The organism is Limnobaculum zhutongyuii, assembly GCF_004295645.1.
Lineage (GTDB): Bacteria > Pseudomonadota > Gammaproteobacteria > Enterobacterales > Enterobacteriaceae > Limnobaculum > Limnobaculum zhutongyuii.
The window spans coordinates 1,074,222-1,100,416 of the sequence record NZ_CP034752.1 but is presented as its reverse complement, the minus strand read 5'-3'; the positions used below and the strand labels follow the sequence as shown (position 1 = coordinate 1,100,416).

General features: G+C 46.2%; 24 protein-coding genes. 12 read left to right on the top strand and 12 right to left on the bottom strand.

Annotated elements, in window-relative coordinates; genetic code table 11:
* The first annotated feature begins 21 nt into the window (after positions 1-21).
* From araC to EKN56_RS04555, 5 genes are all read left to right on the top strand, one after another.
* A complete protein-coding gene (araC, locus tag EKN56_RS04575; protein ID WP_130590723.1) occupies positions 22-936 on the top strand; it encodes an arabinose operon transcriptional regulator AraC in 915 nt (304 codons plus the stop codon).
* Between the two features lie 615 nt (positions 937-1,551).
* Complete coding sequence (locus EKN56_RS04570; protein WP_130590722.1) at positions 1,552-2,535, top strand: autoinducer 2 ABC transporter substrate-binding protein; 984 nt, start codon at positions 1,552-1,554, stop codon at positions 2,533-2,535.
* Positions 2,536-2,627: 92 nt separating this feature from the next.
* Complete coding sequence (locus tag EKN56_RS04565; protein ID WP_130590721.1) at positions 2,628-4,109, top strand: sugar ABC transporter ATP-binding protein; 1,482 nt, start codon at positions 2,628-2,630, stop codon at positions 4,107-4,109.
* Complete coding sequence (locus tag EKN56_RS04560; protein ID WP_130590720.1) at positions 4,102-5,076, top strand: ABC transporter permease; 975 nt, start codon at positions 4,102-4,104, stop codon at positions 5,074-5,076. Before EKN56_RS04565 ends, EKN56_RS04560 begins: the two co-directional genes overlap by 8 nt.
* A 2-nt stretch (positions 5,077-5,078) precedes the next feature.
* Positions 5,079-6,041, top strand: a complete 963-nt coding sequence (locus tag EKN56_RS04555) for an ABC transporter permease (RefSeq protein ID WP_130590719.1) — start codon at positions 5,079-5,081, stop codon at positions 6,039-6,041.
* Positions 6,042-6,115: 74 nt separating this feature from the next.
* Here EKN56_RS04555 and EKN56_RS04550 read toward each other — a convergent pair whose 3' ends face one another.
* A complete protein-coding gene (locus EKN56_RS04550; protein ID WP_130590718.1) occupies positions 6,116-6,679 on the bottom strand; it encodes a hypothetical protein in 564 nt (187 codons plus the stop codon).
* A 63-nt stretch (positions 6,680-6,742) separates the two neighbouring features.
* Positions 6,743-7,234 (bottom strand): YajQ family cyclic di-GMP-binding protein, encoded by a 492-nt coding sequence (locus EKN56_RS04545; protein WP_130590717.1) that lies wholly within the window; start codon positions 7,232-7,234, stop codon positions 6,743-6,745.
* Between the two features lie 119 nt (positions 7,235-7,353).
* Between EKN56_RS04545 and yajL the strand changes: the two genes are divergently transcribed.
* Positions 7,354-7,941: a protein deglycase YajL gene (yajL, locus tag EKN56_RS04540; RefSeq protein ID WP_130590716.1), complete on the top strand. Its 588-nt coding sequence runs from the start codon at positions 7,354-7,356 to the stop codon at positions 7,939-7,941.
* 698 nt (positions 7,942-8,639) lie between these two features.
* The gene (ompC, locus tag EKN56_RS04535) at positions 8,640-9,779 is read left to right on the top strand and encodes a porin OmpC (protein WP_130590715.1); all 1,140 of its coding nucleotides are present in this window, start codon (positions 8,640-8,642) and stop codon (positions 9,777-9,779) included.
* 315 nt (positions 9,780-10,094) lie between these two features.
* Here the strand turns inward: ompC and thiI are convergent, their stop codons facing one another.
* Both thiI and EKN56_RS04525 read right to left on the bottom strand, forming a co-directional pair.
* On the bottom strand, positions 10,095-11,549 hold the full coding sequence (gene thiI / locus EKN56_RS04530) for a tRNA uracil 4-sulfurtransferase ThiI (RefSeq protein WP_130590714.1): 1,455 nt from the start codon (positions 11,547-11,549) through the stop codon (positions 10,095-10,097).
* Between the two features lie 138 nt (positions 11,550-11,687).
* Positions 11,688-13,130, bottom strand: coding sequence for a protein adenylyltransferase SelO (locus EKN56_RS04525; RefSeq protein WP_130593599.1), 1,443 nt, complete (start codon positions 13,128-13,130; stop codon positions 11,688-11,690).
* Between the two features lie 423 nt (positions 13,131-13,553).
* Between EKN56_RS04525 and xseB the strand changes: the two genes are divergently transcribed.
* Genes xseB through dxs form a run of 3 tightly spaced genes read left to right on the top strand, consistent with a single transcriptional unit; the run spans position 13,554 to position 16,602 of the window.
* Positions 13,554-13,796 carry an exodeoxyribonuclease VII small subunit gene (gene xseB, locus EKN56_RS04520; protein WP_130590713.1) on the top strand — a complete coding sequence of 81 codons (243 nt, stop codon included), beginning with the start codon at positions 13,554-13,556 and terminating at the stop codon, positions 13,794-13,796.
* On the top strand, positions 13,796-14,698 hold the full coding sequence (gene ispA, locus EKN56_RS04515) for a (2E,6E)-farnesyl diphosphate synthase (protein WP_130590712.1): 903 nt from the start codon (positions 13,796-13,798) through the stop codon (positions 14,696-14,698). Before xseB ends, ispA begins: the two co-directional genes overlap by 1 nt.
* A 38-nt stretch (positions 14,699-14,736) precedes the next feature.
* Positions 14,737-16,602: a 1-deoxy-D-xylulose-5-phosphate synthase gene (gene dxs, locus EKN56_RS04510; RefSeq protein WP_130590711.1), complete on the top strand. Its 1,866-nt coding sequence runs from the start codon at positions 14,737-14,739 to the stop codon at positions 16,600-16,602.
* Between the two features lie 683 nt (positions 16,603-17,285).
* Here the strand turns inward: dxs and thiL are convergent.
* From thiL to bioA, 7 genes are all read right to left on the bottom strand, one after another.
* A complete protein-coding gene (gene thiL / locus EKN56_RS04505; RefSeq protein ID WP_130590710.1) occupies positions 17,286-18,257 on the bottom strand; it encodes a thiamine-phosphate kinase in 972 nt (323 codons plus the stop codon).
* Positions 18,258-18,341: 84 nt separating this feature from the next.
* Positions 18,342-18,767 carry a transcription antitermination factor NusB gene (gene nusB, locus EKN56_RS04500; protein WP_130590709.1) on the bottom strand — a complete coding sequence of 142 codons (426 nt, stop codon included), beginning with the start codon at positions 18,765-18,767 and terminating at the stop codon, positions 18,342-18,344.
* Between the two features lie 59 nt (positions 18,768-18,826).
* Positions 18,827-19,297, bottom strand: a complete 471-nt coding sequence (ribH, locus tag EKN56_RS04495; RefSeq protein WP_130590708.1) for a 6,7-dimethyl-8-ribityllumazine synthase — start codon at positions 19,295-19,297, stop codon at positions 18,827-18,829.
* Positions 19,298-19,407: 110 nt separating this feature from the next.
* On the bottom strand, positions 19,408-20,517 hold the full coding sequence (gene ribD / locus EKN56_RS04490; RefSeq protein WP_130590707.1) for a bifunctional diaminohydroxyphosphoribosylaminopyrimidine deaminase/5-amino-6-(5-phosphoribosylamino)uracil reductase RibD: 1,110 nt from the start codon (positions 20,515-20,517) through the stop codon (positions 19,408-19,410).
* A gap of 7 nt (positions 20,518-20,524) precedes the next feature.
* Entirely contained in the window at positions 20,525-20,974 is a 450-nt protein-coding gene (nrdR, locus tag EKN56_RS04485; protein WP_130590706.1) for a transcriptional regulator NrdR, read from the bottom strand.
* 174 nt (positions 20,975-21,148) lie between these two features.
* Positions 21,149-22,018 carry a DMT family transporter gene (locus EKN56_RS04480; protein ID WP_130590705.1) on the bottom strand — a complete coding sequence of 290 codons (870 nt, stop codon included), beginning with the start codon at positions 22,016-22,018 and terminating at the stop codon, positions 21,149-21,151.
* A 24-nt stretch (positions 22,019-22,042) separates the two neighbouring features.
* Complete coding sequence (bioA, locus tag EKN56_RS04475; protein WP_130590704.1) at positions 22,043-23,329, bottom strand: adenosylmethionine--8-amino-7-oxononanoate transaminase; 1,287 nt, start codon at positions 23,327-23,329, stop codon at positions 22,043-22,045.
* 86 nt (positions 23,330-23,415) lie between these two features.
* Here bioA and bioB point away from each other — a divergent pair, with 86 nt between their 5' ends.
* Together bioB and bioD are read left to right on the top strand one after the other, a co-directional pair.
* Positions 23,416-24,453, top strand: a complete 1,038-nt coding sequence (gene bioB / locus EKN56_RS04470) for a biotin synthase BioB (RefSeq protein ID WP_130590703.1) — start codon at positions 23,416-23,418, stop codon at positions 24,451-24,453.
* Between the two features lie 16 nt (positions 24,454-24,469).
* On the top strand, positions 24,470-25,156 hold the full coding sequence (bioD, locus tag EKN56_RS04465) for a dethiobiotin synthase (RefSeq protein ID WP_130590702.1): 687 nt from the start codon (positions 24,470-24,472) through the stop codon (positions 25,154-25,156).
* A 65-nt stretch (positions 25,157-25,221) separates the two neighbouring features.
* Here the strand turns inward: bioD and secF are convergent, their stop codons facing one another.
* Positions 25,222-26,190: a protein translocase subunit SecF gene (secF, locus tag EKN56_RS04460; protein WP_130590701.1), complete on the bottom strand. Its 969-nt coding sequence runs from the start codon at positions 26,188-26,190 to the stop codon at positions 25,222-25,224.
* Between the last annotated feature and the right edge of the window lie 5 nt (positions 26,191-26,195).

Here is a 26,195-nt window from a genome sequence, read left to right as displayed (position 1 = left end):
TGTCAGCCTGAGGAGGTAAGATTGTACCAGCGGATTGTCTCTGACTCACAACCTAACCCACTATTACCCGGATACTCCTTTAACGCCTATTTGGTGGCCGGGCTGACACCCATCGTCACTGATGGTCCTCTCGATTTTTTTATTGACCGCCCTAACGGCATGAAGGGCTATATCCTGAACTTAACCATTAAAGGTCAGGGGCAAATTTTTGACGGTGAGAATGCGTTTTATTGTAATCCCGGCGATATGCTGTTATTTCAGCCAAAAGAGGCTCACTATTATGGCCGCTCACCTAACAGTGATTGCTGGTATCACCGTTGGATCTACTTTCGTCCCCGCGCCTACTGGGCCGACTGGCTGGAGTGGTATAGCCAGACGAATCGTGTTGGTCGTCTGACATTACCGACAGAAGCCCTACAGGCAGAGTTTGAGCAACTGTTTACCTCTATCGAACAAACCCATCAGTCCGGCAGACGCCTGTCTGAAGAGCTCTCGATGAACCTGCTGGAAAGATTACTGCTACGTTGCATTGAAGAAGACCCTCAATCACCGCAAAAAATTATGGATCCGCGAATTATCGAAGCCTGTCAGTATATGACCAGCAACTTATCGGATGATGTACGTATTGAAGATATTGCTAACCATGTTTGTCTCTCCCCTTCCCGTCTGGCACATCTTTTTCGCGAGCAGGTCGGTATTAATATGCTGCGCTGGCGTGAAGACCAGCGAGTCATTCGCGCCAAATTACTACTGCAAACGACTCAGGAATCTATCGCCAGCGTGGGGCGTATTGTGGGCTATGACGATCAGCTCTATTTCTCCCGCGTGTTTCGCAAACGTGTCGGTGTTAGCCCCAGTGATTTCCGCCGTAGAAATATGGAACTGACTACTTACCCTGATGCAGATAACCCGATGTCGGCAGAAGTAACGCTTTAAGCACAAACTAAACGGGGTCAGTTGCCTCACTGACCCCGTTTAGTTTGTATATTTAAGATATCTTTTTCTCTCATTCATTATTATATATATTAGTTTCTCGTTTCAGCTTTTATATTAAACTACTCTTTTATTTCTGATATTCAGATCATTTTCCCTAATGGTATAAATAATAATTAGCAGCCAAAACATCTATCAATAAGTAAACGATTAAATAATCTTAATCATTTATAACTTGAATAAACGATATAAAATTTCAGATAGCAGATAAAATAACCAACCTTAATTGTGATCCAAGTCTCAAAATAGAATGGCGGCGTTTATATCCATATAAATAGCCAATAAATACATAACGATTTAAGCATTAAAACTCTACAGTCCTGTGGCGGAAAGGAGTATTGACGGGGTTTATAGACAACATTTTAAAATCTTCGATACTATCCATAATTATTTTATAGCCAACTTTTACATAAAAAGGCACCTTAATTACGGTAAATTCACTCCTTTATCGCTGAATATGATGTAACTGTGCGCAAAAAAGAAATGGGTATTTTGTTTATCTCTGCATAAACAAAATCATTAACGTGAATTATTTTTACCACCAGCCCGAGGTATGAAATGAGTAAAATGAATTTGGCTAAACTATTATCCGCCAGTTTATTGGGGTTAATGGTTTGTTCTACCGCCGCAATGGCAAAAGAAGTTGAAGTCGTTAATATTTCCAAAATTGGTGGCATGCCATGGTTTAACCGGATGGGTGAAGGGGTAACCAATGCAGGAAAAGATTTGGGAATTAAAGCCTATCAGGTTGGTCCATCCAGTACTGATGCGCCTCAACAGGTTAAAATCATTGAAGATTTAATCGCCAAGAAAGTCTCCGCTATTACTATCGTGCCAAATGACGCCGATGTGTTGGAGCCGGTATTCAAAAAAGCCCGTAGTGAAGGCATTGTGGTATTAACCAATGAATCTCCAGGACAGCCAAGCGCTAACTGGGACGTTGAAATCATCGACAATGAAAAATTTGCTGCCGATAACGTAGAAGAAATGGCAAAAGCCATGGGCGGCAAAGGCGGTTACGTCATCTATGTTGGTAGCCTGACCGTCCCTCAGCACAACCTGTGGGCCGATCTGTTTGTTAAATATCAGAAAGAACACTATCCGGAAATGTTTGAAGTTACCAGCCGTATGCCGGTAGCAGAAAACATTGATGATGCTCGCCGCACTACGCTGGATCTGATGAAAGCCTACCCGGCGATGAAAGGGGTTGTCGCCTTTGGTTCACAAGGCCCTATCGGTGCTGGCCGTGCCGTTAAAGAGAAACGTGCTCGCGGTAAAGTTTTCGTTTACGGCATGATGATCCCATCTCAGGCTGCATCACTGATTAAAAGCGGTGATATAGCCATGGGCGTCACTTACGACCCGGCTTCCGCAGGTTATGCGCTGACCGCCGTTGCTAACAAAATTCTTAAAGGCGAAGAGATTACCAAAGATCTGGATATTCCAAATCTGGGTAAAGCTGATGTAGATATGGATAAACGCATTATCAAATTCCATAAAGTTCTGCGCGTCACCAAAGAAAACATCGATAGTCTGTATTAATCGCTCCACCTCCCCTGCCGGTAACCCACGGCAGGGGAAGCAAAAACACAGCAGTTTGCTACAAATGGGTGACAAGTTAACAAGAGGTAAAAATGGAACCCTTTATTTCACTGGGTAATATCAGCAAAACCTTCTATGGTGTTAAGGCGCTGGATAACATTGCCCTGACGCTGTTACCGGGAGAAGTTCACTGTCTGGCCGGGCAAAATGGTTGTGGAAAATCTACGCTGATTAAAATTATTTCTGGCGTTTACCAGCCGGACGCGGGGGCAGAAATTACCATCAATGGTAAATCATACTCTCACCTTTCCCCGATTGATTCAGTGAAAGCCGGTATTCAGGTTATCTATCAGGATCTATCGCTGTTTCCCAATTTAACCGTTGCTGAAAACATCGGCATTAACCAATATCACCATAATTTATTGGTTAATAAGCGTGAAATTCGCCGAATTGCCGAACTTACTATTAAAAGCATCGATGCCCAACTGGATCTTGATGCCACCGTCGAATCTCTGCCCATCGCCCAGCGCCAAATTGTCGCTATTTGCCGGGCGCTGTCGCAAGAAGCCAAACTGATTATTATGGATGAACCTACCGCCTCTCTGACGATGCAGGAAGTAAAAGGCTTATTACGGGTGGTTCATGACCTGAAAAAAAGAAATATTTGCGTAGTCTTCGTTAGCCACCGGTTAGACGAAGTAATGGAAATCTCCGATCGCATTACCGTATTAAAAGATGGCAAGCTGGTAGGCACTTACCCGGCGACAGAAATCGATAATAAAAAACTGGCCTTTCTGATGACCGGTAAAGAGTTCTCCTACGCGGTACTGCCACCCATTAAGGAAAAGGATGCTGTCGCGTTGGAAGTGAAAAATCTCTGCCGCGGTCAGGAATATAACCAGATATCCTTCAGCCTGCATAAAGGCGAAATTGTCGCCATTACCGGCCTGCTTGGCGCGGGCCGCACTGAGCTTTGCCTTAGCCTGTTTGGCCTCACTAAACCTGATTCGGGTGAAATCCTGCTGGAAGGAAAATCGATTAATTTCGCCAGTAATCGGGAAGCAATTAAAGCCGGGATTGGTTACGTATCCGAAGACCGGATGAGTACAGGACTCGTGATGGAACAATCCATCAATGACAACATTATCTCCACGGTACTGAATCGTTTGAAAACCCCACTTCAACTGCTAAATAGACCAAAGGCCGACAGCGTCGTGGTAGATTTAGTTGAACAGTTAACGATAAAGATCGGCAGCGTAAATCTACCGGTTAATACCCTTTCGGGTGGTAATGCCCAGCGGGTTGCCATTGCCAAATGGTTAGCTATCAATCCTAAAGTTCTGATCCTTGACTCCCCCACTGTTGGGGTCGATATCGCCAATAAGGCAGGTATTTATCAGATTATCTCTGCGCTATCACAAAAAGGTATTGCGGTGCTGATGATCACCGATGAAATCGATGAAGCCTTCTTTAATAGCCACCGGATTTTAGTGATGCGTAAAGGTGAAATCACCGCAGAATATTTACCGGGTGAAACAACAGAAGCGGCCCTGGCAGAGGTGGTCAATGGTTAATAAATTAGGCATCAAGCCACATGAACTGTTTTTGAGCTTAACCATTCTGGTGATTGGTGGTTATCTCTCTTTTGCCAGTCCGGACTTTATGACCTTTGGCAATATTTACGATCTGGTCAATAACTACGCCATGCTGACCATACTGGCCTGCGGCCTGTTTATTGTTCTGATCTCCGGTGGTATTGATATCTCTTTCCCGGCAATGACCATTATTTCCCAATATGTGATGGTTACTTTGATTCAGGGTACTACCGGTAACTTTGCCATTGCTTTCGCCCTGTCCGGCGGTATTGGTTTGCTATTGGGTATGGTTAACGCGGTGTTGGTTAACCGGCTTAAAGTTCCTTCTATTATTATCACTATCTCAACCCTGAACATCTTCTACGGATTGCTGCTCTATCTCACCAAAGGCGTATGGTTATACAGTTATCCGGAGTGGTTTGAACAAGGCGTTATGCTGTTCAAATTCACCGCAGCAGATGGTTATGATTATGGTTTAAGCCTGCAAATTATCACCCTGATTGTGGTGATTGCCCTAACCGGCATCATCATGAATAAGACCAGCATCGGCCGAATGATCTACGCCATGGGTGGCAACAAAGAAGCCGCTTCCCGTATGGGTTTTGGCATCTTTAAACTTCAGCTGTTTGTGTATGGCTATATGGGATTAATGTCCGGGGTAGCGGGAGTGGTGCAGTCTGCAACGGTTTTAACCGTGGCTCCGGATTCACTGTTGGGCTATGAGCTAACAGTACTGGCTGCTGTTGTATTAGGCGGTACCAGCATTGTGGGTGGACGAGGAACGCTGTTAGGGACTTTGTTAGGGGTTATTTTGTTGGCTGTACTACAGAATGGCCTGAACTTACTGGGGATTTCCTCTTACTGGCATACTGTGGTTACCGGTTTGGTGATCGTTATTAGCGTCAGTATGACGGCCTGGAGCCAGCGTAAAGGTCAGGGGGTATAACCATGAGCGCAAGAAAAGTAAAAGATAATGTAGAGATTTACCTGAGTCTGCTGATTGGGCTGGTAGTGATTACCTTCAGTTTTCTGATCCCTGATATTTTCTGGTCATCCGCTAACTTTCAGTCTATTGCCTCACAAATGCCGGTACTTGGGGTATTGGCACTGGCAATGGCCATTACCATGCTCACCGGGGGAATTAACCTGTCGATTATTGCCACCATGAACGCCTGTGGATTGGTGATGGCCTGGGTAGCCACCAATTATCCGCCGAGTGTTGGCAGTATAGCGCTGGTACTGCTTGCGGGTTTAGCCATGGCTATCGTTATCGGCAGTGTAAATGGTTTTCTGATTGCGGTAGTCAGAGTTTCTCCTATTCTGGCAACGCTCGGCATTATGACATTGCTGAACGGGATTAATATTTTGATATCCCGCGGCTCGGCTATTTCTAATTTCCCTGACTATATTCTGGCGATTAACAGCACTAATCTGTTGGGCATTCCGGTACCACTGTTAGTCTTTTTAGCCGTGGTTGCTGTGATATGGGTAATTCTGGAGAAATCCGCGTTTGGTCGTACCATCTATCTGATCGGTTCTAATGAACAGGCAACCCATTACTCCGGTATTAACACCCGTAAAACCATCGTTTGGGTATACATTCTATCGTCCATACTCTGTGTGGTTGCTGCACTGTTGATGATGTCTAAACTCAACTCTGCCAAAGCATCCTATGGGGAATCCTACCTACTGGTGTCGATTCTGGCGGCAGTATTAGGTGGTATAAATCCGGACGGTGGGTTTGGTAAAGTATTTGGCATGGTGATGGCACTGATTTTATTACAGATGCTGGAAAGCGGGCTAAATATTCTGGGAGTAAGCAGTTACATTACGATGGCATTGTGGGGCGGGTTATTACTGGCGTTCATCTTCCTGAAGGGCATTAACCTCTCCACACTGTTTGGTCGCTAAACCAAATAATGTTGATAAGACGATGGCCCGGAATCAATATTCCGGGCCATATAAAAATTGCAGTTCAATAGCGATTATCTTCTGACTCTTCTCTTCTTACTCTTTTTATTCTTTTTGACGCTCTTATTATCAGCAACTTCCAGCTTGGTAAACACCGGGGATGCATAACTCTCTACCGAAACGCCATTCAGCGAATAGCCGTTCAGGTTACACCCATCCCCTTTAACTACAGTATCAGGCTGCTGTATCACCTTAGTTTTCATGCCGTTTAATACAAAAACTTGCTGGTCTGAAACTCTGATAGTGTATTTATCCCGAACGTGCAGTTTCCGGCTATAGTCGTACAGAGAAAAGTTATTTTCACCGGATTTAAAGCTGTAGGTATCAACGTGTAAAGTAAACAGATCGATAATTTCTCCATCCCGTTCATGCTTTACTGCCACTTCTTTTAGTTCATCATAAGTAAAACCGGAGAAGGAAAAATCAATACCGCCCAGTGTTTCAACTTGCGCGCAATACTCGGCAAACTCAAGCTGCTGCTGCTCATACCCGTTACTGCATCCGCTTAACAGAATGCCAGCACCCATAAACAGCGGTAATAATCGGGAATAATTTTTCCGCACAACAGCCTTACTCATACAAACTCCATTTCAATTAAACCAGACAGCTCAGCGGCACTGTCTGGCATTGGGTTCATTCCCTTAGTCGCGAAAGTTATTAAACTGGAACGGTTGCCCTAACTCAGCACCTCTCACCAGAGCCATTGCACCTTGTAAGTCATCACGGGATTTGCCGGTAACGCGTACCTGATCGCCCTGAATTTGAGCCTGCACTTTCAGTTTATTATCTTTGATCAGCTTAATAATTTTTTTAGCAACGTCACTTTCAATACCTTGCTTGAGTTTAACCTCTACGCTGTATGTTTTGCCGCTGTGTACCATCTCATCAGGGATTTCTAACGCCCCGGCATCAATACCGCGTTTAGCAAACTTATCGCGCAGAATATCCAGCAATTGCTGAACTTGAAACTCAGACTCGCTGGCAACCTTAACGCTTTCATTCTTCTCATTCAGCTCAAAACTGGCGGGAATGTTACGGAAATCCCAACGGTTGGTCAGTTCACGACTGGCATTCTCCACCGCATTGCGGACTTCAGGCATATCAATTTCAGATACAATATCGAAAGATGGCATAACTTCTTCCTTTTTTATGATGGCTCTTTTAATAACAAATAATGTTATGCATGATAACGGTTATATTCACGCCTGCACAACCTATCAGGCAGACAATCTTATTGATTAAGGAGTACTAAATGGCACCTAGAGCACTGGTTTGCCTGGCTCACGGCACTGAGGAAACCGAAGCGGTTACCACCATTGACCTGCTGGTTCGCGGTGGAATCGAGGTTATCACCGCCAGCGTCGAAGGGGATGGTTGTCTGAATATTGTCTGTTCCCGGGGAGTAAAATTAGTTGCCGATCATGCATTGGTTGATATTGCCGATGAACATTTTGATGTGGTCGTCCTTCCTGGTGGTGTAAAAGGTGCCGAATGCTTTCGGGATAGTCCACTGTTAGTAGAAAGAGTTCGCCAGACTCATCTTAGCGGTAATATTGTCGCCGCCATTTGTGCAGCTCCGGCTCTGGTACTGGAACACCACAAGCTGTTTCCTGTAGGGAATATGGCGGTTAACCCGGGTTTTAAACATATGAACCCGGAGAATAAATGGGTGGACCGCCGGGTCAACTATGATGAACGTGTTAATCTGGTCACCAGTCAAGGGCCTGGAACTTCAATCGATTTTGGTCTGAAATTAATTGAGCTATTAGTCAACCGCGATAAAGCCGCAGAAGTTGCCGAGCAACTTATCGTCGCACCGGGAATATATGCCTATCTTTAAGGCGTTTTGCGGAGCGCCTCTGCTCCGCACCCTACTCTTTTTTGATTAAACATTGAGGTGTCTTTAGTCAGCGATAATTTTTGCTGATTCAATATTGTTAATCAGCAAAAAAATATATTTCCTGCACTTTACTTGTGCATTTTTGCACTATAATAAGCCAAAACAAATAAGAAATAATAAAGCAGCTCAAAAAAGCAAATCGTTTAATTAAAGAATAATTTATTGCTTTAAAATAAACATGAATGATTAAAAAGGTTATTATTATTTTTCAAACAACAAAATCAGTTCAATTTTCAACCTAATTAAATGTTATACCTGTAATATCATCCATCCTTAGACTGCACCGATCATGTGCAATATATTTGATAAATAACATATAATTCATGTGGTTTATAAGTTTCCTTAATGTCAATTAACTGAAAATTAAATTTATTCAAGATACATCTTGTGAAGCAAACATCCGTGTTGTATTTCTGGTATTTAAATAAACTTATTTAGATTAATCATAATAATACTCCCACATAACCTCACCCTTGATTTCTTATTAAAAACGTACAGAAACATTTATATTTATTCTTTATCCTTTATTTACATTTTATTAATAACCAGAAATTTATTTAATTACTAAGCTCAAACTGCAAGTAACGGGATTTAATCTCACACCTTGTTTTTATCATTATCACCACAGGCCATAATATATGAAAAAAGTAATAGCAGTGCTCATCTCAACCATCGTTGCTGCCGGTGCAGCTCATGGGGCCGAAATCTATAACAAGGACGGAAATAAACTGAACCTGTATGGAAAAATAGATGGTTTACATTACTTCTCATCGGACAACAGTCAGGATGGCGATGCAACTTACACCCGTTTTGGTATTAAAGGTGAAACTCAGGTCAACGAAGATGTGGTTGGCTTTGGACAGTGGGAATATAACGTTCTTGCCAGTAACACAGAAGGTAGCAGCAATCAAAGCTTCACCCGACTGGCTTATGCCGGAATAAAACACCGTATCGCCGGTTCGCTGGATTATGGCCGTAACTACGGTATTTTATACGATGTAGAGGGCTGGACCGACGTACTGCCAGAATTTGGTGGTGACAGTTATACCGGGGCAGATAACTATATGGTAAGCCGCGCTAACGGCGTCGCTACCTACCGTAATACCGATCTGTTTGGTCAGGTTGAAGGCTTGAATTTTGCCGTTCAATACCAGGGCAAGAATGATGGACAAAATTGTGAAGAATCCGGTGGAACTTCCGTATGTGAAAACCTGAGCCGTAACCCCCACGATGTTCAACATCAAAATGGCGATGGTTGGGGTATCTCTTCCACCTACGATATTGGCGAAGGCATCAGCTTAGGTGCGGCCTACAGTTCATCTAACCGTACCGGAGAGCAAAAAACCACAGGTGGTAACATTGCCGGTGGAGACAAAGCCCAAGCCTGGACAACTGGTCTGCGTTATAACGCCAATAACGTCTATCTGGCGGCCATGTATTCAGAAACCAATAACATGACACCCTACGGCGGTGATGGCATCGCAAACAAAACTCAAAACTACGAAGTGGTCGCGCAGTATCAGTTTGAGTTCGGTTTAGCCCCTTCTCTTGCCTATCTGCAATCTAAGGGCAAAGACTTAAACACCAATAATGGACAATACAACGGCAATCAGGATCTGGTGAAATATGCTGATGTTGGCGTAACCCAATACTTCAACAAAAACTTCTCAGCTTATGTGGACTACAAAATCAACCTGTTAGACGACAACAGTTTCTACAAGGATAACGGTATATCTACCGATAACATTGTAGCGACCGGTTTGGTGTATCAGTTCTGATATTTAACCTGAGATCTTGTTGTTAGGTCTTGATCTTAAAAGAGCACTGGAATTCAGCTGACGACTGAGTGAGGGTAGCACGCCAAACAGGGATGTTTGGCGAGGCACTGTTTCGCCTGGAGCGAATCAGTGCCGGTGCGTAAGCCCGAACGAAGAAGGAAGGAAGTCGCGCAGCGACCTGGATTCGGGTGCGAAGGCGCGGAGGTGCAGGAGGCGTTCGCCATAACGCCTCTTGCTCGGCCACTTCACCGCTGTTGATTAGAACTTTGCACTATTTGTGGACGAAACAAACTCTGCACGTACAGAAACATTCATTTATCGCTGTGTGCGATAAACCTTCACATTACTATACCCCTGCTCCTGCAAATACAGCGCCTGCAAACGGCTCATCACACCACGATCGCAATACAGCAGATAGGTTTTAGATTTATCCAGTTCGCTAAAAGCGGTTCCCAACTTGTAGAACGGAATATGTTTTATGCTAACTTCATTCAACTTCAGCGGGCTGGTTTCATGCTCGTCTGATGAACGAATATCGATAATCACATCATTACTGCCAAACGCGGCTACCGTTTCTACTTCAGTGATTTGCTGTTGGGTCTGTTCTGCTATTTGGCGAATATCAATATTCACCGCCTGCTCAACAACTTTATCCAGAATACCGAAGTCAAAGTTTGCCTCTTCAGCCTCAATCTTAGCCTTCACAGCCTTCACCGTTGGGCTTTTTGAGATCACACCGCAAAACTCAGGCATAGTTTTGGCAAAATCTTCGGTACCAATCTGGCGAGCCATATTAATAATGTGCTCTTTATCATGGGAAATCAGCGGACGCAGAATCAGCGTATCGGAGGCATTATCAATTAAACGCAGGTTGGTTAAGGTTTGGCTGGAAACCTGACCCAATGCTTCACCGGTGACAATCGCCTGAACACCATAGCGCTCAGCAATCGCTGAAGAAGCTCTGACCATCATACGTTTAAGCACCACGCCCATTTGGCCATCATCCACTTTTTCCAGAATTTCACTCACCACCGGAGCAAAATCAACGGAAATAAAGCGAACCTTATGGGAGCTACCAAACCGACTCCAGATATAGTGAGCTACCTGCTTAACCCCAATTTCATGGGTTGCACCACCTAAATTGAAGAAGCAGTAATGAACCCGGCAACCACGGCGCATCAGCATATAGCTGGAAACACCAGAGTCGAAACCACCGGAAATCAGTGACAGTACATCTTCCTGAGTACCAATAGGGAAACCACCCAGACCTTCATAACGAGCCTGTACCATAATCAGGCGATCGTCTTCGATCTCTAAACGTACAGTCACGTCAGGGTTAGTCAGATTCACTTTTGCCGACTCAATATGCTGGTTTAAACCACCACCAACGTAGCGTTCCACATCCTGAGAGTTAAAATCTTGTTTGCCTCGGCGTTTCACCCGCACACAAAACGTTTTACCTTCTAACTGTTCACGATAGTTCGCCAGTGTCTGTTCGAAGATATTGTGCATATCGGTATAGGGGGTTTCATCCACTTCAAGAATGTGATGAATACCAGGAATTCGCGTCAGTGCATCCCGAATAATCGGGCCGTTAGCCGGATCTTTGGTTCTGACTTCCAGAAAGTCCCAATGGCGAACCACCGCACACTCCTCAATACGCTGCCTTAAAACGTTACGCACGTTTCCGGTCAGAATTTTGATAAAGCGCATACGCACAGACTGGCTTTTGATAGTAATTTCAGGGAACAGCTTAATGATAAACTTCATGATAGTTGCGAGTACTTACGTCGTTAAATCGAATGAAAAGGATGATAGATTTCTGGGCGTGGAGTATACACCCGGAAAGGCAATCGGCGCACTAAACAATCTGCGCCGGAAGAATATTTCATGGATTTCTATCTGAGATTAGCTGGAACAGGAGATTTCCAGTCGTTTTCCCCAGTCTGGTGGAAGCTCGGCTAAATCACTAAATTCCGGGGAGTCGGCATAAGGATTCATTAATCCTTGATGAATATGGGCCAGCACGCTGATATCTTCTTTTTCAGCCGCTTCTATCGCTTTTTGGGCCAGATAATTACGTAATATTCGCTGCGGATTAGCGTTTTTCATTACCTGTTGACGCTGTGCATCATCCACCTGTTCCTGCTGCAGACGCTTACGCCATGCCTGATACCAACTATCAAAATTCTGACGGTCAATAAACTCATCACGCAAGGCTATATTTGTACTTGCTTGCTCAACATCGCTTAACAAACGGAAAGTATGGGTATAATCGCGCTTCTCTTTTGCCATCATATCTAACAGCTGATTCAACAGATCATTATCCTGTGGATCCTGAGTGAAAAAGCCCAGTTTTGCCCTCATCAATCGACCATAGGCTGCCATCAACGCGGGTTCATATGCGGCTAAACCAGCCTGTAGTTGTTCCATCGTCATTAAACCAGACAGAGCATTCGCCAATCGGTGTAAATTCCAGTAAGCCACCGCAGGTTGATTACTAAAGGCATAGCGCCCCTGATAATCACTATGGTTACAGATGTATTCCGGAGAGTAATCATCCAGAAAACCATAGGGACCAAAATCAATAGTGATGCCCAAAATCGACATATTGTCAGTGTTCATAACGCCATGAGCAAAGCCTACTGACTGCCAGAGTGCGATCATTTCAGCCGTTCGCTCAGCAATATCTTTAAACCAGAGGAAGTAGCGTTCTGGTTGCTCCAGCCATTGAGGCCAATGGTGTCGAATCGCGTAATCCGCCAATTGCTGCACCTGCTCCTGCTGATTACGGCGATAGAAATGTTCGAAATGACCAAAGCGAATATGGCTTTCGGAAATTCGCATTAACATCGCTCCCGGCTCAGGCTGTTCGCGAAACACCGGTTGTTCACTGGTCACAATGGATAATGCACGGGTAGTTGGTATACCTAAATAATGAAGTGCCTCTGAAGCTAAAAACTCCCTGACTACCGATCGCAGTACGGCCCTGCCATCCCCCATACGCGAGTAGGGCGTCAGACCTGCACCTTTCAGATGCCAGTCCATCTTTTTTCCGCTGTCGGTTAGTTGCTCGCCCAATAAAATTCCACGACCATCACCCAGTTGTCCGGCCCAAACGCCAAACTGATGGCCGCTGTATACCTGAGCCAGCGGTTTCATTCCTGCCAGTAACGTTTCCCCTGACCATATTTTCTGGTTATCACCGGAAAACAGTGAGTCCTCCAACCCCAGCTCTTTTGCTAAGGGTTTACTGTGATATAGCAACCGAGCCTGACTCAGCGGCGTTGGCAGTAACTCGGAATAAAAACCCGGTAGTTCATCGTAATAGGAATGAATAAATTTTGGCATAGTTGACATAGTTGGCACTGGCATCGATATCAATTGAGATAAAACCAGTGTAGTGCCCGAGTGAAGGAATTAACACCAACCAACTGTAGGGGATTATGACTTTCAGTAGAATTTCTCTTCCCAGCCCCTGCCATTCGGGCCTCACTCCTTATGAGTAAAATATTGATAATATGTACCACTGCACAATTTCATGGTTAATTATCATTTTTATGAGTCATTTAATGGTAAACTCCAGCTTATAACTTAGGTATTATTTAACCATAGCCGACAAAATAATCAGCATCGTTGGTATGAGCGGTGTATTATCGGTGCAATGTCCTGCATCCTTGCTGAATTTGCACGGGTTGATGCTTTCAAAGCCCGCTAATGCGGTTATTTATTAAAGATAACATTTAATCGAAGCCACTATTAGATATGCCAAAAATGCCGAAAAAAACGCCTCAGCCAGCCAGTTTTGAAACTGCATTAGGTGAGCTGGAACAAATTGTGAATCGTCTTGAAAATGGCGACCTCCCACTGGAAGAAGCATTAAACGAGTTTGAGCGCGGTATTCAGCTGGCGCGTCAGGGTCAACAGCAATTACAACAGGCTGAACAACGGGTTCAGATCCTGTTAAACAGCGATCCTGAAGCCCCGTTGTCTCCTTTTAATCAGGATGAAGCCTGATGTCATCTTTTACTCAGCTTCAATCAGAACATCGCCAGCGTGTTGATCGGGCGCTGGAACTCTATCTTTCTACCTTACCGTTCAATCAGGCACCTTTAGTAGAAGCCATGCGATATGGCGCCCTGCTGGGGGGAAAGCGTCTGCGACCATTTTTGGTCTATGCAACCGGTGAAATGCTCGGTTTAAGTACTGAAAATATGGATGCTCCGGCAGCAGCCATTGAGTGTATTCATGCCTATTCACTGATTCATGACGACTTACCTGCGATGGATGATGACGATTTACGTCGTGGTCAGCCAACCTGCCATATTAAATTTGGTGAAGCACACGCCATTCTGGCGGGTGATGCGTTACAGACGCTGGCCTTCTCTATTCTGAGCGATGCATCAATGCCCGATGTGCAAACCACTTCCCGTCTGGCAATGATTAGTGAACTGGCCCGTGCCAGCGGTGCCGCCGGTATGTGTGCCGGACAGGCCCTGGATCTGGAAGCAGAAAAGAAAAAAACGAATCTAGAAGAACTGGAACGTATTCACCGCCATAAAACCGGCGCGTTGATTCGTTCCGCTATTCGCCTTGCCGCACTGGCTGCTGGTGAACGCGGTAAAGCTATCCTGCCAATTCTGGACCGCTATGCTAATGCCATTGGCTTAGCCTTTCAGGTACAGGACGACATTCTCGATGTAGTAGGTGCTACAGAGAAGACGGGTAAGCGTCAGGGGTCCGATTTACAACACGAAAAGAGCACCTACCCTGCCCTGCTTGGAATCGAAGGCGCACAGGCTAAAGCGCTGGATCTGTACCGGGAAGCGATGGATGCACTATCGGAATTAGCATCACAGTCTTATAATACGGCTTCGCTGGAAGCACTGGCCGGTTTTGTTATCGAGCGAGATAACTAAACTGCACATTTAAGCAAATAATTTTAGACGAGTTTTGGATGAGTCTTGATATAAATCGATATCCATTGTTGGCGTTAGTTAATAGCCCCGACGACCTGCGCCTGATATCAAAAGATAACCTACCGAAGCTCTGTGATGAGCTACGTGAATATCTGCTGAACAGCGTCAGTCGCTCCAGCGGTCATCTGGCTTCTGGCCTGGGTACCGTGGAACTGACCGTGGCGTTACACTACGTCTATAATACGCCATTCGACCATATCGTCTGGGATGTGGGCCATCAGGCTTATCCCCATAAGATCCTGACCGGTCGCCGCGATCAAATGCCCACTATTCGTCAAAAAGATGGGCTACACCCTTTTCCATGGCGCGAAGAGAGTGAATATGACGTGCTGTCAGTGGGCCACTCTTCCACATCCATCAGTGCCAGTCTGGGGTTAGCTATTGCTGCCCAGCGTGAAGCTAAAGGCCGTCACGTTGCCTGTGTTATTGGCGACGGTGCAATTACCGCCGGTATGGCGTTTGAAGCCATGAACCACGCCGGTGACGTTAAACCCGATATGCTGGTTATCCTGAACGACAATGAAATGTCGATTTCAGAAAACGTCGGCGCTCTGAATAATCATTTAGCTCAAATTCTCTCCGGTAAGCTTTACTCCACTCTGCGCGAAAGCGGAAAGATGGTGCTATCTGGCTTACCGCCAATCAAAGAACTGGTTAAACGCACCGAAGAGCACCTGAAAGGTATGGTGGTACCGGGTACGCTGTTTGAAGAGTTCGGTTTTAACTATATTGGCCCGGTTGACGGGCACGACGTACAGGCGCTGGTCCAAACCCTGAAAAATATGCGTAGCCTGAAAGGGCCTCAATTACTGCATATCATGACCAAAAAGGGTAAAGGCTACGCGCCAGCAGAGAAAGACCCTATTGGCTGGCATGGTGTGCCGAAGTTCGATCCGGCAACCGGTACTCAGCAAAAAGGCGGTAGCGCTCATCCAAGCTATTCCAGCGTATTTGGCGACTGGTTATGTGAAACAGCGGCTAATGACAAAAAACTAATGGCGGTTACGCCAGCCATGCGTGAAGGTTCAGGTATGGTGCGTTTTTCTCGCGAATATCCGGATCAGTATTTTGACGTTGCTATCGCTGAACAGCATGCGGTTACGTTTGCGGCCGGGCTGGCAATCGGTGGATATAACCCCGTTGTGGCGATTTACTCTACTTTCTTGCAGCGGGCATACGATCAGGTTATCCACGATGTGGCTATCCAGAAACTCCCGGTGATGTTTGCCATCGATCGCGGTGGCATTGTTGGAGCCGATGGCCCAACCCATCAGGGTGCTTTTGATCTCAGCTATTTACGCTGTATCCCTGAAATGGTGGTGATGACCCCAAGCGATGAAAACGAATGTCGCCAAATGCTGTATACCGGCTATCACTATCAGGACGGTCCGGTTGCGGTACGCTATCCACGAGGTAACGGTATTGGTGTTGAACTGGAACCGCTTGCCATATTACCGATGGGGAAAGCTAAAGTTCGTCGTAACGGTGAAAAAGTAGCAATTCTTAACTTTGGTACCTTGTTGCCAGACGCACTACAGGCTGCCGAGCAGTTAAATGCGACAGTTGTGGATATGCGTTTTGTTAAGCCGTTAGATGAATCATTGATTCTTGAGCTTGCCGAGTCCCACGATGAACTCATCACACTGGAAGAAAACGCCATTATGGGCGGTGCCGGTAGTGGTGTGAATGAACTGCTGATGGCGCATCGTAAAGCAGTTCCGGTATTGAATCTTGGCTTACCTGATGAGTTTATCGCTCAGGGTGGACAGGATGAGGTTCGGGCGGGGTTAGGGCTTGATGCCGAGGGGATTGTTGCGCAGTATCGGGAATGGGGTAATAAGTAGTACTTTGGCTGATTGTTTTGCAAATCGGCTTCTGAGGGTATTCCGGCCGTAATAGCTATGTGGTTATATGATCGCTGTGCCCGGCCGGAAGACCATCTGTACTTAAACCTAGCGTGCGTCGGGCCTAGATTCCCTAGGGGCAGTTACAAAACACCTTCGGTGTTTTGCCCTTCGGGCCAGCGCAAGCGCTGTTCAAACAGGCTTTGCCTGTTTGTCGTTGGCTTACGCCAAGTCGACCCCAACGGCAATCTCTCCCTCCGATTGAATTCGGCTAAAAGACAAAAAACTCAAAACCAAAACCAAAACCAAAACCAAAACCAAAACCAAAACCAAAACCAAAACCAAAACCAAAACCAAAACCAAATATATATTCAGGGGCAACGCCCCTGAATACTAACCAATCTTTTGATCTTCAGGAGCACTGGAATTCAGCTGACGACTGAGAGAGAGGGTAGCACGCCAAACATCCATGTTTGGCGAGGCATGGCTTCGTCTGGAACGAATCCATGCCGGTGCGTTAAGGCCGAACGAAGAAGGAAGGTAGTCACATAGCGACCTGAATTCGTGTGCGAAGGCGCGGAGGTGCAGGAGGCGTTCGCCTTAACGCCTCTTGCTCGGCCGCCGCACAGCCGTTGAGAAAGAAACGACATTATTTGCGGACGAAATCTACTCAAATCTTAATATTACTCACGAAAGTGATCATACCCACTCCCCTCAAACTCCACCGTCCGATTCCCATCCAACAACTGCAATCCACCATTGGCAGTAATCTGCCCAATACAGTGATAAGGAATACCTAAACCAGAAAGTGCAGTATCCAGAGCACCACGGTTATCTTCTGGTACGGTAAAGCATAGTTCGTAGTCTTCACCTCCGGTCAGTGCCCAGCGAATCGCCTGTTCGCGGCTGCAGTTGTCCGTCAGTGCTGATGAAAAGACTAATCGATCGAGATGGATTCTGGCTCCACAACCGCTGGCTTTCAGAATATGACCTAAATCCGGTAACAGACCGTCAGATATATCAATAGCTGCCGTGGCTAACTGACGCATGCCCTGCCCCATTAAGATACGCGGCTGGGGGCGGAGATGACGTTTTACCAGATAGTTTCGCTGTTCCTGATTTTTGACTTCCAGCTTACCCTGCAAAATAGCCAGGCCGGCTGCGCTATCACCGGGCCAGCCGGTCACGTAGATCCAGTGTCCGGCCTTAGCGCCACTGCGGGTTAGTTGCTTATCTATTGGTACCCAACCGTTAATGGTTAACGTCAGGCTGAGTGGACCTTTAGTGGTATCACCACCTATTAGCTGCATTCCGTAGTAGTCCAGCAATCCAAACAGGCTTTCGCTAAAGCTGGCTAACCAGAGTTCATCGACTTCAGGCAAGGTTAATGCCAGAGAAACCCAGGCAGGATCGGCTCCCATCGCTGCCAGATCGCTTAAGTTAACCGCCAGACACTTGTAGCCTAAATCAGCAGGATCGATATCAGGAAGAAAATGGATGCCGGACACCAGTGTGTCGGTACTAATAGCCAGATACTGTTTTTGTGAAGGGATAAGTAAGGCACAATCATCACCAATCCCCAACAACACGTCTTTACGAATGGTACTTTGCCGATTGAAATAGCGGGCAATAACGTCAAATTCACTGCACGACATAATAGCGGTACTCCAGTCGAACTTAACAATAAGGCCGGCATTGCCGGCCTTATCAGAACTCTTAATGGTGAATCAGGATAAGACTCATTGCTTGGCGTTACGTACGCGCAAACGAGGAACCACTTTATCCAGTACGCCATTAACAAATTTATGGCTGTCATCAGCACCAAAGATTTTGGCTAACTCAATAGCCTCATTGATAACGACTTTATAAGGGATATCTTCACGCTTGCTCAGTTCGTAAACGGCAACGCGTAAAATGGCTCTCTCAATTTGGCCCAGCTCATCCAGAGTACGGGACAGATAAGGTGCCATCAATTTATCCAGTTCACCCGCATGGGTGGCCGCGCCAGAAAACAGCTCACGGAAGTAAGTTAAATCAACATCTTTAACATCCTGTTCCGTCAGAAATTGTAATTCAACATCGGCAATATCATTTTTGGATAATTGCCAGGAGTATAACGCCTGAACGGCGCACTCGCGGGCGCGGCGACGAGCTGCAGGTTTCACAGGGTTTCCCTCAAATCTTAGTCAGACAATCAATGTTTACAGCTGGGTGTAACCCATGCTTACGCTTTGATTGCCTTAATTACATTAATCATTTCCAGTGCGGTCATGGCCGCTTCGGCACCTTTGTTACCGGCTTTGGTCCCGGCACGTTCGATAGCCTGTTCAATATTTTCTGTTGTCAGTACGCCGAAAGAAACCGGAATTTGGCTCTCCATGGCAACGCTGGATAAACCAGAGCTACATTCACCAGCAACATACTCAAAGTGTGCAGTACCACCGCGAATAACAGTACCCAGCGCAATAACCGCATCATAACGACCGGTATCTGCCAGAGTGCGAACCGCTAAAGGCAATTCATAAGCACCCGGTACCCAAACAACAGTGATATTTGAATCAGAAACCTGACCAATACGTTTTAATGCATCAATAGCCCCTTCCAGCAGACTATCGTTAATAAAATTGTTAAAACGAGCAATAGCAATGGCAACACGGGCTTGTGGTGCTGCAACAATACCTTCGATAACGTTCATAAAAGTATATCCTTGGTTTCTTGATTCAATAACCCGACAAGGGGGCGGATTCTATCATATTCTTTCAGTTGTGGCGCTGCGGATTTGCTATCTGCGCACAATTACTGCAACTAACTGCGAGGCACAAGGCATAAACGTAAGTCCTCACCGACCTGCTGCACATGCTGTATTCTAAATTCAGGTGCCTGAGACAGTTGGCTGAGGCCGGGAAGTTTACATAACCCATGGGCATCATCGCCCAGCAGTTTAGGGGCCAGGTATAATACCAGCTCATCCACTACACCCGCCTGTAATAAAGCACCGGCAATGGTTGGCCCTGCTTCAGTCCAGACAGTATTTATCTGACGACGTCCCAGTTGCATCATCAACACAACCAGATCGATTCCTCCCTGATAAGCAGGAACAATAAGCTGTTCAACGTTATCAGGCCAGACTTCATCGCCTTTGTGGGTACGCACTAACCAGATATCACCAGGTAGTGAAAACAGTTTGAGATCCGGCGTTAAACGATTCTGACTGTCCAGAATCACTCTGATAGGCTGACGCAATAAGCTTTTAGGGTAAATATCGTGAGTTTGACGGTCCAGCTCTTCCCAACGCACATTTAACGATGGGTTATCGGCCAGCACTGTAGCGCTGGTGCTTAATATAGCTGAACTCTGTGCTCTGAACTGCTGAACATCGCGACGGGAATCTACCGAGGTGATCCACTGACTTTCACCTGAAGCCATGGCCGTTTTGCCATCCAGCGAAGCCGCCAGCTTAAGCTGAAGATAAGGAAAACCGGTGCGCATGCGTTTAAAGAAACCGCGATTAACCGCTTCGGCTTCTGTCATCATCACACCATGTTCAACGTCAATTCCTGCCTGCTGTAAGCGATACAGGCCACGACCAGCCACTTCAGGATTAGGGTCCTGCATCGCAGCAACCACCCGCTTAACCCCGGCATTAATCAGCGCATCTGCACAAGGAGGGGTACGTCCGTGATGGCTGCAAGGCTCCAGCGTAACGTAGGCCGTTGCTCCCCGCGCTTTTTCTCCAGCCATGCTTAACGCATGAACTTCAGCATGCGGTTCGCCTGCCCGGTGATGGTATCCCTCGCCAACGATTTCTCCATCACGCACCAGCACACAGCCAACGTTAGGATTAGGCGTGGTGGTAAAACGCCCTTGCCAGGCCAGCTCAAGCGCTCGTGACATATATTTTGCGTCATTCTGCATAGGGCAATCAGTCCTGTAGTTTGGCGATCTCTTCACCAAATTCTCGAATATCTTCAAAACTACGGTAAACCGAAGCAAAACGAATATAGGCAACCTTATCTAATTTTTTCAAAGCATCCATCACCAGGTTGCCCACCAGGGATGCCAGAACCTCGCGTTCGCCAGTAGCACGTAATTGAGACTTAATATGGCTGATGGCCATCTCAATATCATCGGAATTAACCGGCCGTTTCTCCAACGCCTTTAACATACCCCGACGTAATTTCTCTTCGTCAAAGGGCTCGCGAATTTCATTGCTTTTAATCACTCGTGGCATTACCAGTTCTGCCACTTCAAACGTAGTAAAGCGCTCATGGCAAACTAAACATTGGCGGCGGCGGCGTACCTGAGAGCCATCGCCGACCAGACGCGAATCAATGACTTTGGTATCAACGGCGGCACAAAAAGGGCAATGCATAACATCTCCTGAAAATATTTCCGGGGAAAAGCATACTCATATATTGATCTACCATTTTAAACGCCCCAGCTAAATAGTGATATAGCTAAGGCCCAGAAAGCGGATAATTAATGATAATCAATACCGGTTGAATATATCAGTAATCTTGTTTTAAAAAAGTGGATTGCCAAATATTCAGGCTTTCACCATTTTATCTTCAATAACGACCCAGCGCTTATGGATCCATAATGACAGCAACATAATGGCCCCTCCCGCCAGGGTTTTTCCCCATTCAGGCTGTTCCTGCCAGATAAGAAAATTCACCATCAAGCCAACGGGTATCATGGCATTATTCATGATTGCCAGCGTACCGGCATCCACTTTTCCGGCACCATAATTCCACATAAAGTATCCTATGCCAGAAGCACCCAACCCCAACCAGACCAATATTCCCCACTGCACGGAAGTGGTTGGTAATTGTTCGACATTCCCCAACAATAGCCATGCCACAATGGCCACACATAACGCCCCTAAATAAAACAATGCGCTACTCTGTCGTGAAGGCATTGGATAAAGCTCCATTGCACGCTTATAGCCAACTTGCCCTAACGCAAAGAAAAAGTTAGCAGTTTGGATGATTAACATACCAAACCAGAAATTCTCTCTTGGATGACTGAAGTTAATTACGCCAGCACCCAGCACCGCTAACAAAGCGCTAAACAGGTAACCCCAACGCAGAGATTGCCCCTTCAGCAAATCGTAAATCAGTGTGACGTAAATTGGCATAGTAATGCCAAACAACAACACTTCCGGCACGGTTAAATAGAGAAATGACTGATAGTAAAACAGATACATAATTCCCAGCTGACATGCTCCTGCTGCCATAAAAGCGATACAGGCTTTAACACTTGTGCCACTAAAACGCATGAACGGTACAAACAAGAGTGTAGCTAAACCAACCCGCATCAGAATAGAGAACCAGGGATCAACCTGCCCCGCCAGATAAACGCCAATCAGGCTAAATGAGAACGACCAGATAACAGTAGTAACAATTAAAAACGGCATGACCACTCCAAAGTGAATAGCGAATTAACCAAAAAGAATGTCAGGCCGGGATACCGCGTGACGGATAGCCTCGATGAGCAACGATAGCTGTTCAGGCTGAATAATATAGGGAGGCATTAAGTAGATCAGTTTGCCAAATGGCCGAATCCATACACCCTGAGCCACAAAGAATTTTTGCAGGCTGGCCATATCAATCGGTTTAGTCACTTCAACCACACCAATCGCTCCCAGTACTCTCACCTGCTGTACATAAGGGGAATCTTCCAGTGGGCGTAATCCTTGTTCCAGCACATCAGCAATTTGGGACACCTGAGACTGCCAGTGATTTTCAGCCAGCAGATCTAAACTGGCGCAGGCAACCGCACAGGCCAGAGGGTTAGCCATAAACGTAGGACCGTGCATAAAACATCCAGCCTCTCCCTGACTGATGACTTCAGCCACATTACGCGTTGTCATCACCGCAGAGAGCGTCATATAGCCTCCGGTTAGCGCCTTGCCTACACACTGAATATCCGGCGAAATACCGGCATGTTGACAGGCAAACAGCTTGCCGGTACGACCAAAGCCTGTCGCAATTTCATCAGTAATCATCAGAATCTGATATTGATCGCAGAGCTGGCGTATACGTTTGAGATATTCAGGATGATAAAAACGCATTCCTCCAGCGCCCTGCACTATAGGTTCCAGAATAACGGCGGCAATATCTTGTTGGTGCTGTTCCATCAAACGGGAAAAAGAGTCCATCGCCCCTTCCTGCCATTCGCCAGAAAACGGAATATCCAACCTATCGGCAAACAAATTTTGCGGTAAAAAACCCTGATACAGGCTATGCATCGAGTTGTGTGGATCGCACACCGACATAGCCCCAAAAGTGTCGCCATGATAACCGTGACGCAAAGCCAGAAACTGATGTCGCTGTTCTCCCTTGCTCTGCCAGTATTGCAGTGCCATTTTCATTGCAACTTCAACGGCAACCGAGCCGGAATCTGCCAGAAAAACCGTTTCCAGTTCAGGTTCAGTGATTTCAATCAGGCGACGACACAATTCAATAGCGGGCTGATGAGTAATACCACCAAACATCACATGTGCCATTTTGACTAACTGTTGGCTGACTGCCTGATTCAATATGGGGTGGTTATAACCATGAATAGCGGCCCACCAGGATGACATCCCATCAACTAACTCAGAGCCATTCTGCAAAAAGAGTGAAGCTCCCTGAGCAGAACTTACCGGATAACAAGGCAATGGCTGAATCATCGAAGTATAGGGGTGCCAGATATGGCGCTGGTCAAATTGGATATCTGAAAACATAAAAAAACAACCGTAAACTAAATTGACATAAAATTAGTTTACAATTAAAGTTTTTCAAAACCAACAGATTATTGATCGGACCACCTATGAATCAGACTGAACGCTGGAGCGCAGCACAAACCCAGGCCCTTTTTGAGACACCGTTACTTGAATTACTTTTCACCGCACAACAGGTGCACCGCGAGCACTTCGATCCCCGGCAAATTCAGGTCAGCACCTTGTTATCCATCAAAACCGGTAACTGTCCTGAGGACTGTAAATACTGTCCGCAAAGTGCACGTTATAAAACCGGTCTGGCCACAGAAGCATTAATGGCAGTAGAACAGGTACTGGAATCAGCTCGTCAGGCAAAAGCCGCCGGTTCAGGACGCTTTTGTATGGGAGCCGCATGGAAAAATCCCCATGAACGCGACTTGCCCTATCTGGAACAGATGATCCGTGGTGTAAAAGCGCTGGGAATGGAAAGTTGTATGACGTTAGGTTCACTGACGCCTTCTCAGGCAGAAAGGTTAAAGCAAGCCGGACTGGATTATTACAACCACAATCTGGACACCTCACCGGAATACTATGACCAGATTATTACCACTCGCAGCTATCAGGAACGGCTAAATACGCTGGACTATGTGCGTCAGGCGGGTATTAAAGTCTGCTCTGGTGGTATCCTCGGGCTGGGAGAATCAGTCACCGACCGCGCTGGTTTATTACGTCAGTTAGCCAATATGCCGGAACCGCCGGAGAGTGTACCGATCAACATGCTGGTTAAAGTCGCGGGTACACCGTTGGATAACCTGCCTGATATCGATCCTTTCGAGTTTATTCGCACTATCGCGATAGCGCGCATTATGATGCCACATTCTTACGTCCGTCTGTCCGCCGGTCGCGAACAGATGAATGAGCAAACTCAGGCTATGTGCTTTATGGCAGGCGCTAACTCCATTTTCTATGGCTGTAAATTACTCACTACCCCTAACCCGGAACAAAACAGCGACCTGAAGCTATTTGGTAAACTGGGACTAAACCCTGAAACTCAGCAAATAGAACAAACCCACACCGAACAATTGGTAAAAATGGCTAAACAGCTAAATGAGTCAGACACCGAGTTTTATTACAATGCAGCCTTATAACGCCGGAGAGAATGATATGAGCCATACCTGGTTTATCACCGGCACCGATACGGATGCAGGAAAAACAGTCGCCAGCAGAGCGCTGTTACAGTCATTTTCAGCCCGTCATTATCAGGTTGCTGGTTACAAACCTGTAGCCTCCGGCAGTCAGCTAACCAAAGATGGATTACGCAATCAGGATGCCCTGATTTTGCAGCAATATTCATCCGGAAAATTAGACTACCATCAGGTTAATCCGGTGACATTCCTTCATCCAACATCACCCCATATCGCCAGCCGCTTAGTATCACAACCAATACAGCCATCACTACTGTCATCCGGATTAGCCAGCTTACAGCAAAAAAGTGAGGTGGTGATTGTTGAAGGTGCCGGAGGATGGTTTACGCCTGTTGATGAACAATATTCCCTGTCTGATTGGGTTATCGCCGAGCAGTTACTGGTGGTGATGGTGGTAGGGATCAAGCTGGGTTGTATCAATCATGCTTTATTAACTCAACAGGCACTGCTGAGTGCCGGGGTGAATTTTAGCGGTTGGATAGCCAATAGCGTACAGCCAGACTATCTTCACTATGATGATTATATGAGTACCCTGAAAAAACGGATCATCGCCCCATTGCTGGGTGAAATCCCTTATTTGCCGAACCTTTCATCACTCCCTTCATTAGGGCAATACATCGACAGCTCGCTGCTGCTGCCTGAATAAAAATTCAAAGCAATAAAAAACCCTCATATCACTATGAGGGTTTTCTGTTCAATCATCATTATCGATTAAGGCAGCATGGAAGGCTGATCGGCGCCCTCTTTTTCCACTTTGGTTGGTAACATGTGTTCACGCTTCACGCCCATCTTCAGCGCCATATAGGCCGCTACCCAGATGGATGATGCCGTACCCAGCAAAATACCAATAGCCAGTGATTCAGAGAAGCCTTTCAACATCTCGCCACCAAAGAATAACAGACACAGAACCGCCAGCAAGGTGGTACCCGATGTCATCAACGTCCGGCTCAGTGTTTGAGTCAGGGAAACGTTCATAATTTCATAAGGGGTACCGCGACGGATCTTACGGAAGTTCTCACGCATCCGGTCAAATACTACGATGGTATCGTTCAGTGAGTAACCGATAATCGACAGCATTGCTGCAACGATAGTCAGGTCTACTTCGCGCTGGAATAACGAGATGATCCCTAAGGTAATCACCACGTCATGCGCCAGTGCAAATACTGCACCTGCCGCCAGACGCCATTCAAAACGAAATCCAACATAGATAAGGATACAGAGTAAACAAACGATAATCGCCATCAGACCAGACTGTGCCAATTCGGCACCAACGCTTGGTCCAACAAACTCAATACGCTTAACTTCTGCACCTTCATCGGCGTTGCTGTGAACGATATCCAGAATCTTGCCGCTCAGAACTTCGCTGTTCATACCTTCGATAGGTGCCATACGAATCATAACATCACGGCTACTACCAAAGTTTTGAACGATAGGATCTTTGAAGCCCTGCGCATTCAGGTCAGCACGCACTTTTTCCAGGTCTATCGGATGGGTTAATTTAACTTCAATCACGGTACCACCGGTGAAGTCTAAGCCCCAGTTAAACCCTTTCATGCCCATGATGACAAATGATGCAACCACAAGAATCATAGAAATAGCAAAAGCGGCATTACCCACGCGCAGGAAGTCATAGACCCTGCGACCGTGGTTAAGCTGCTCTACTTTATATTCCTCTGCCACAACAG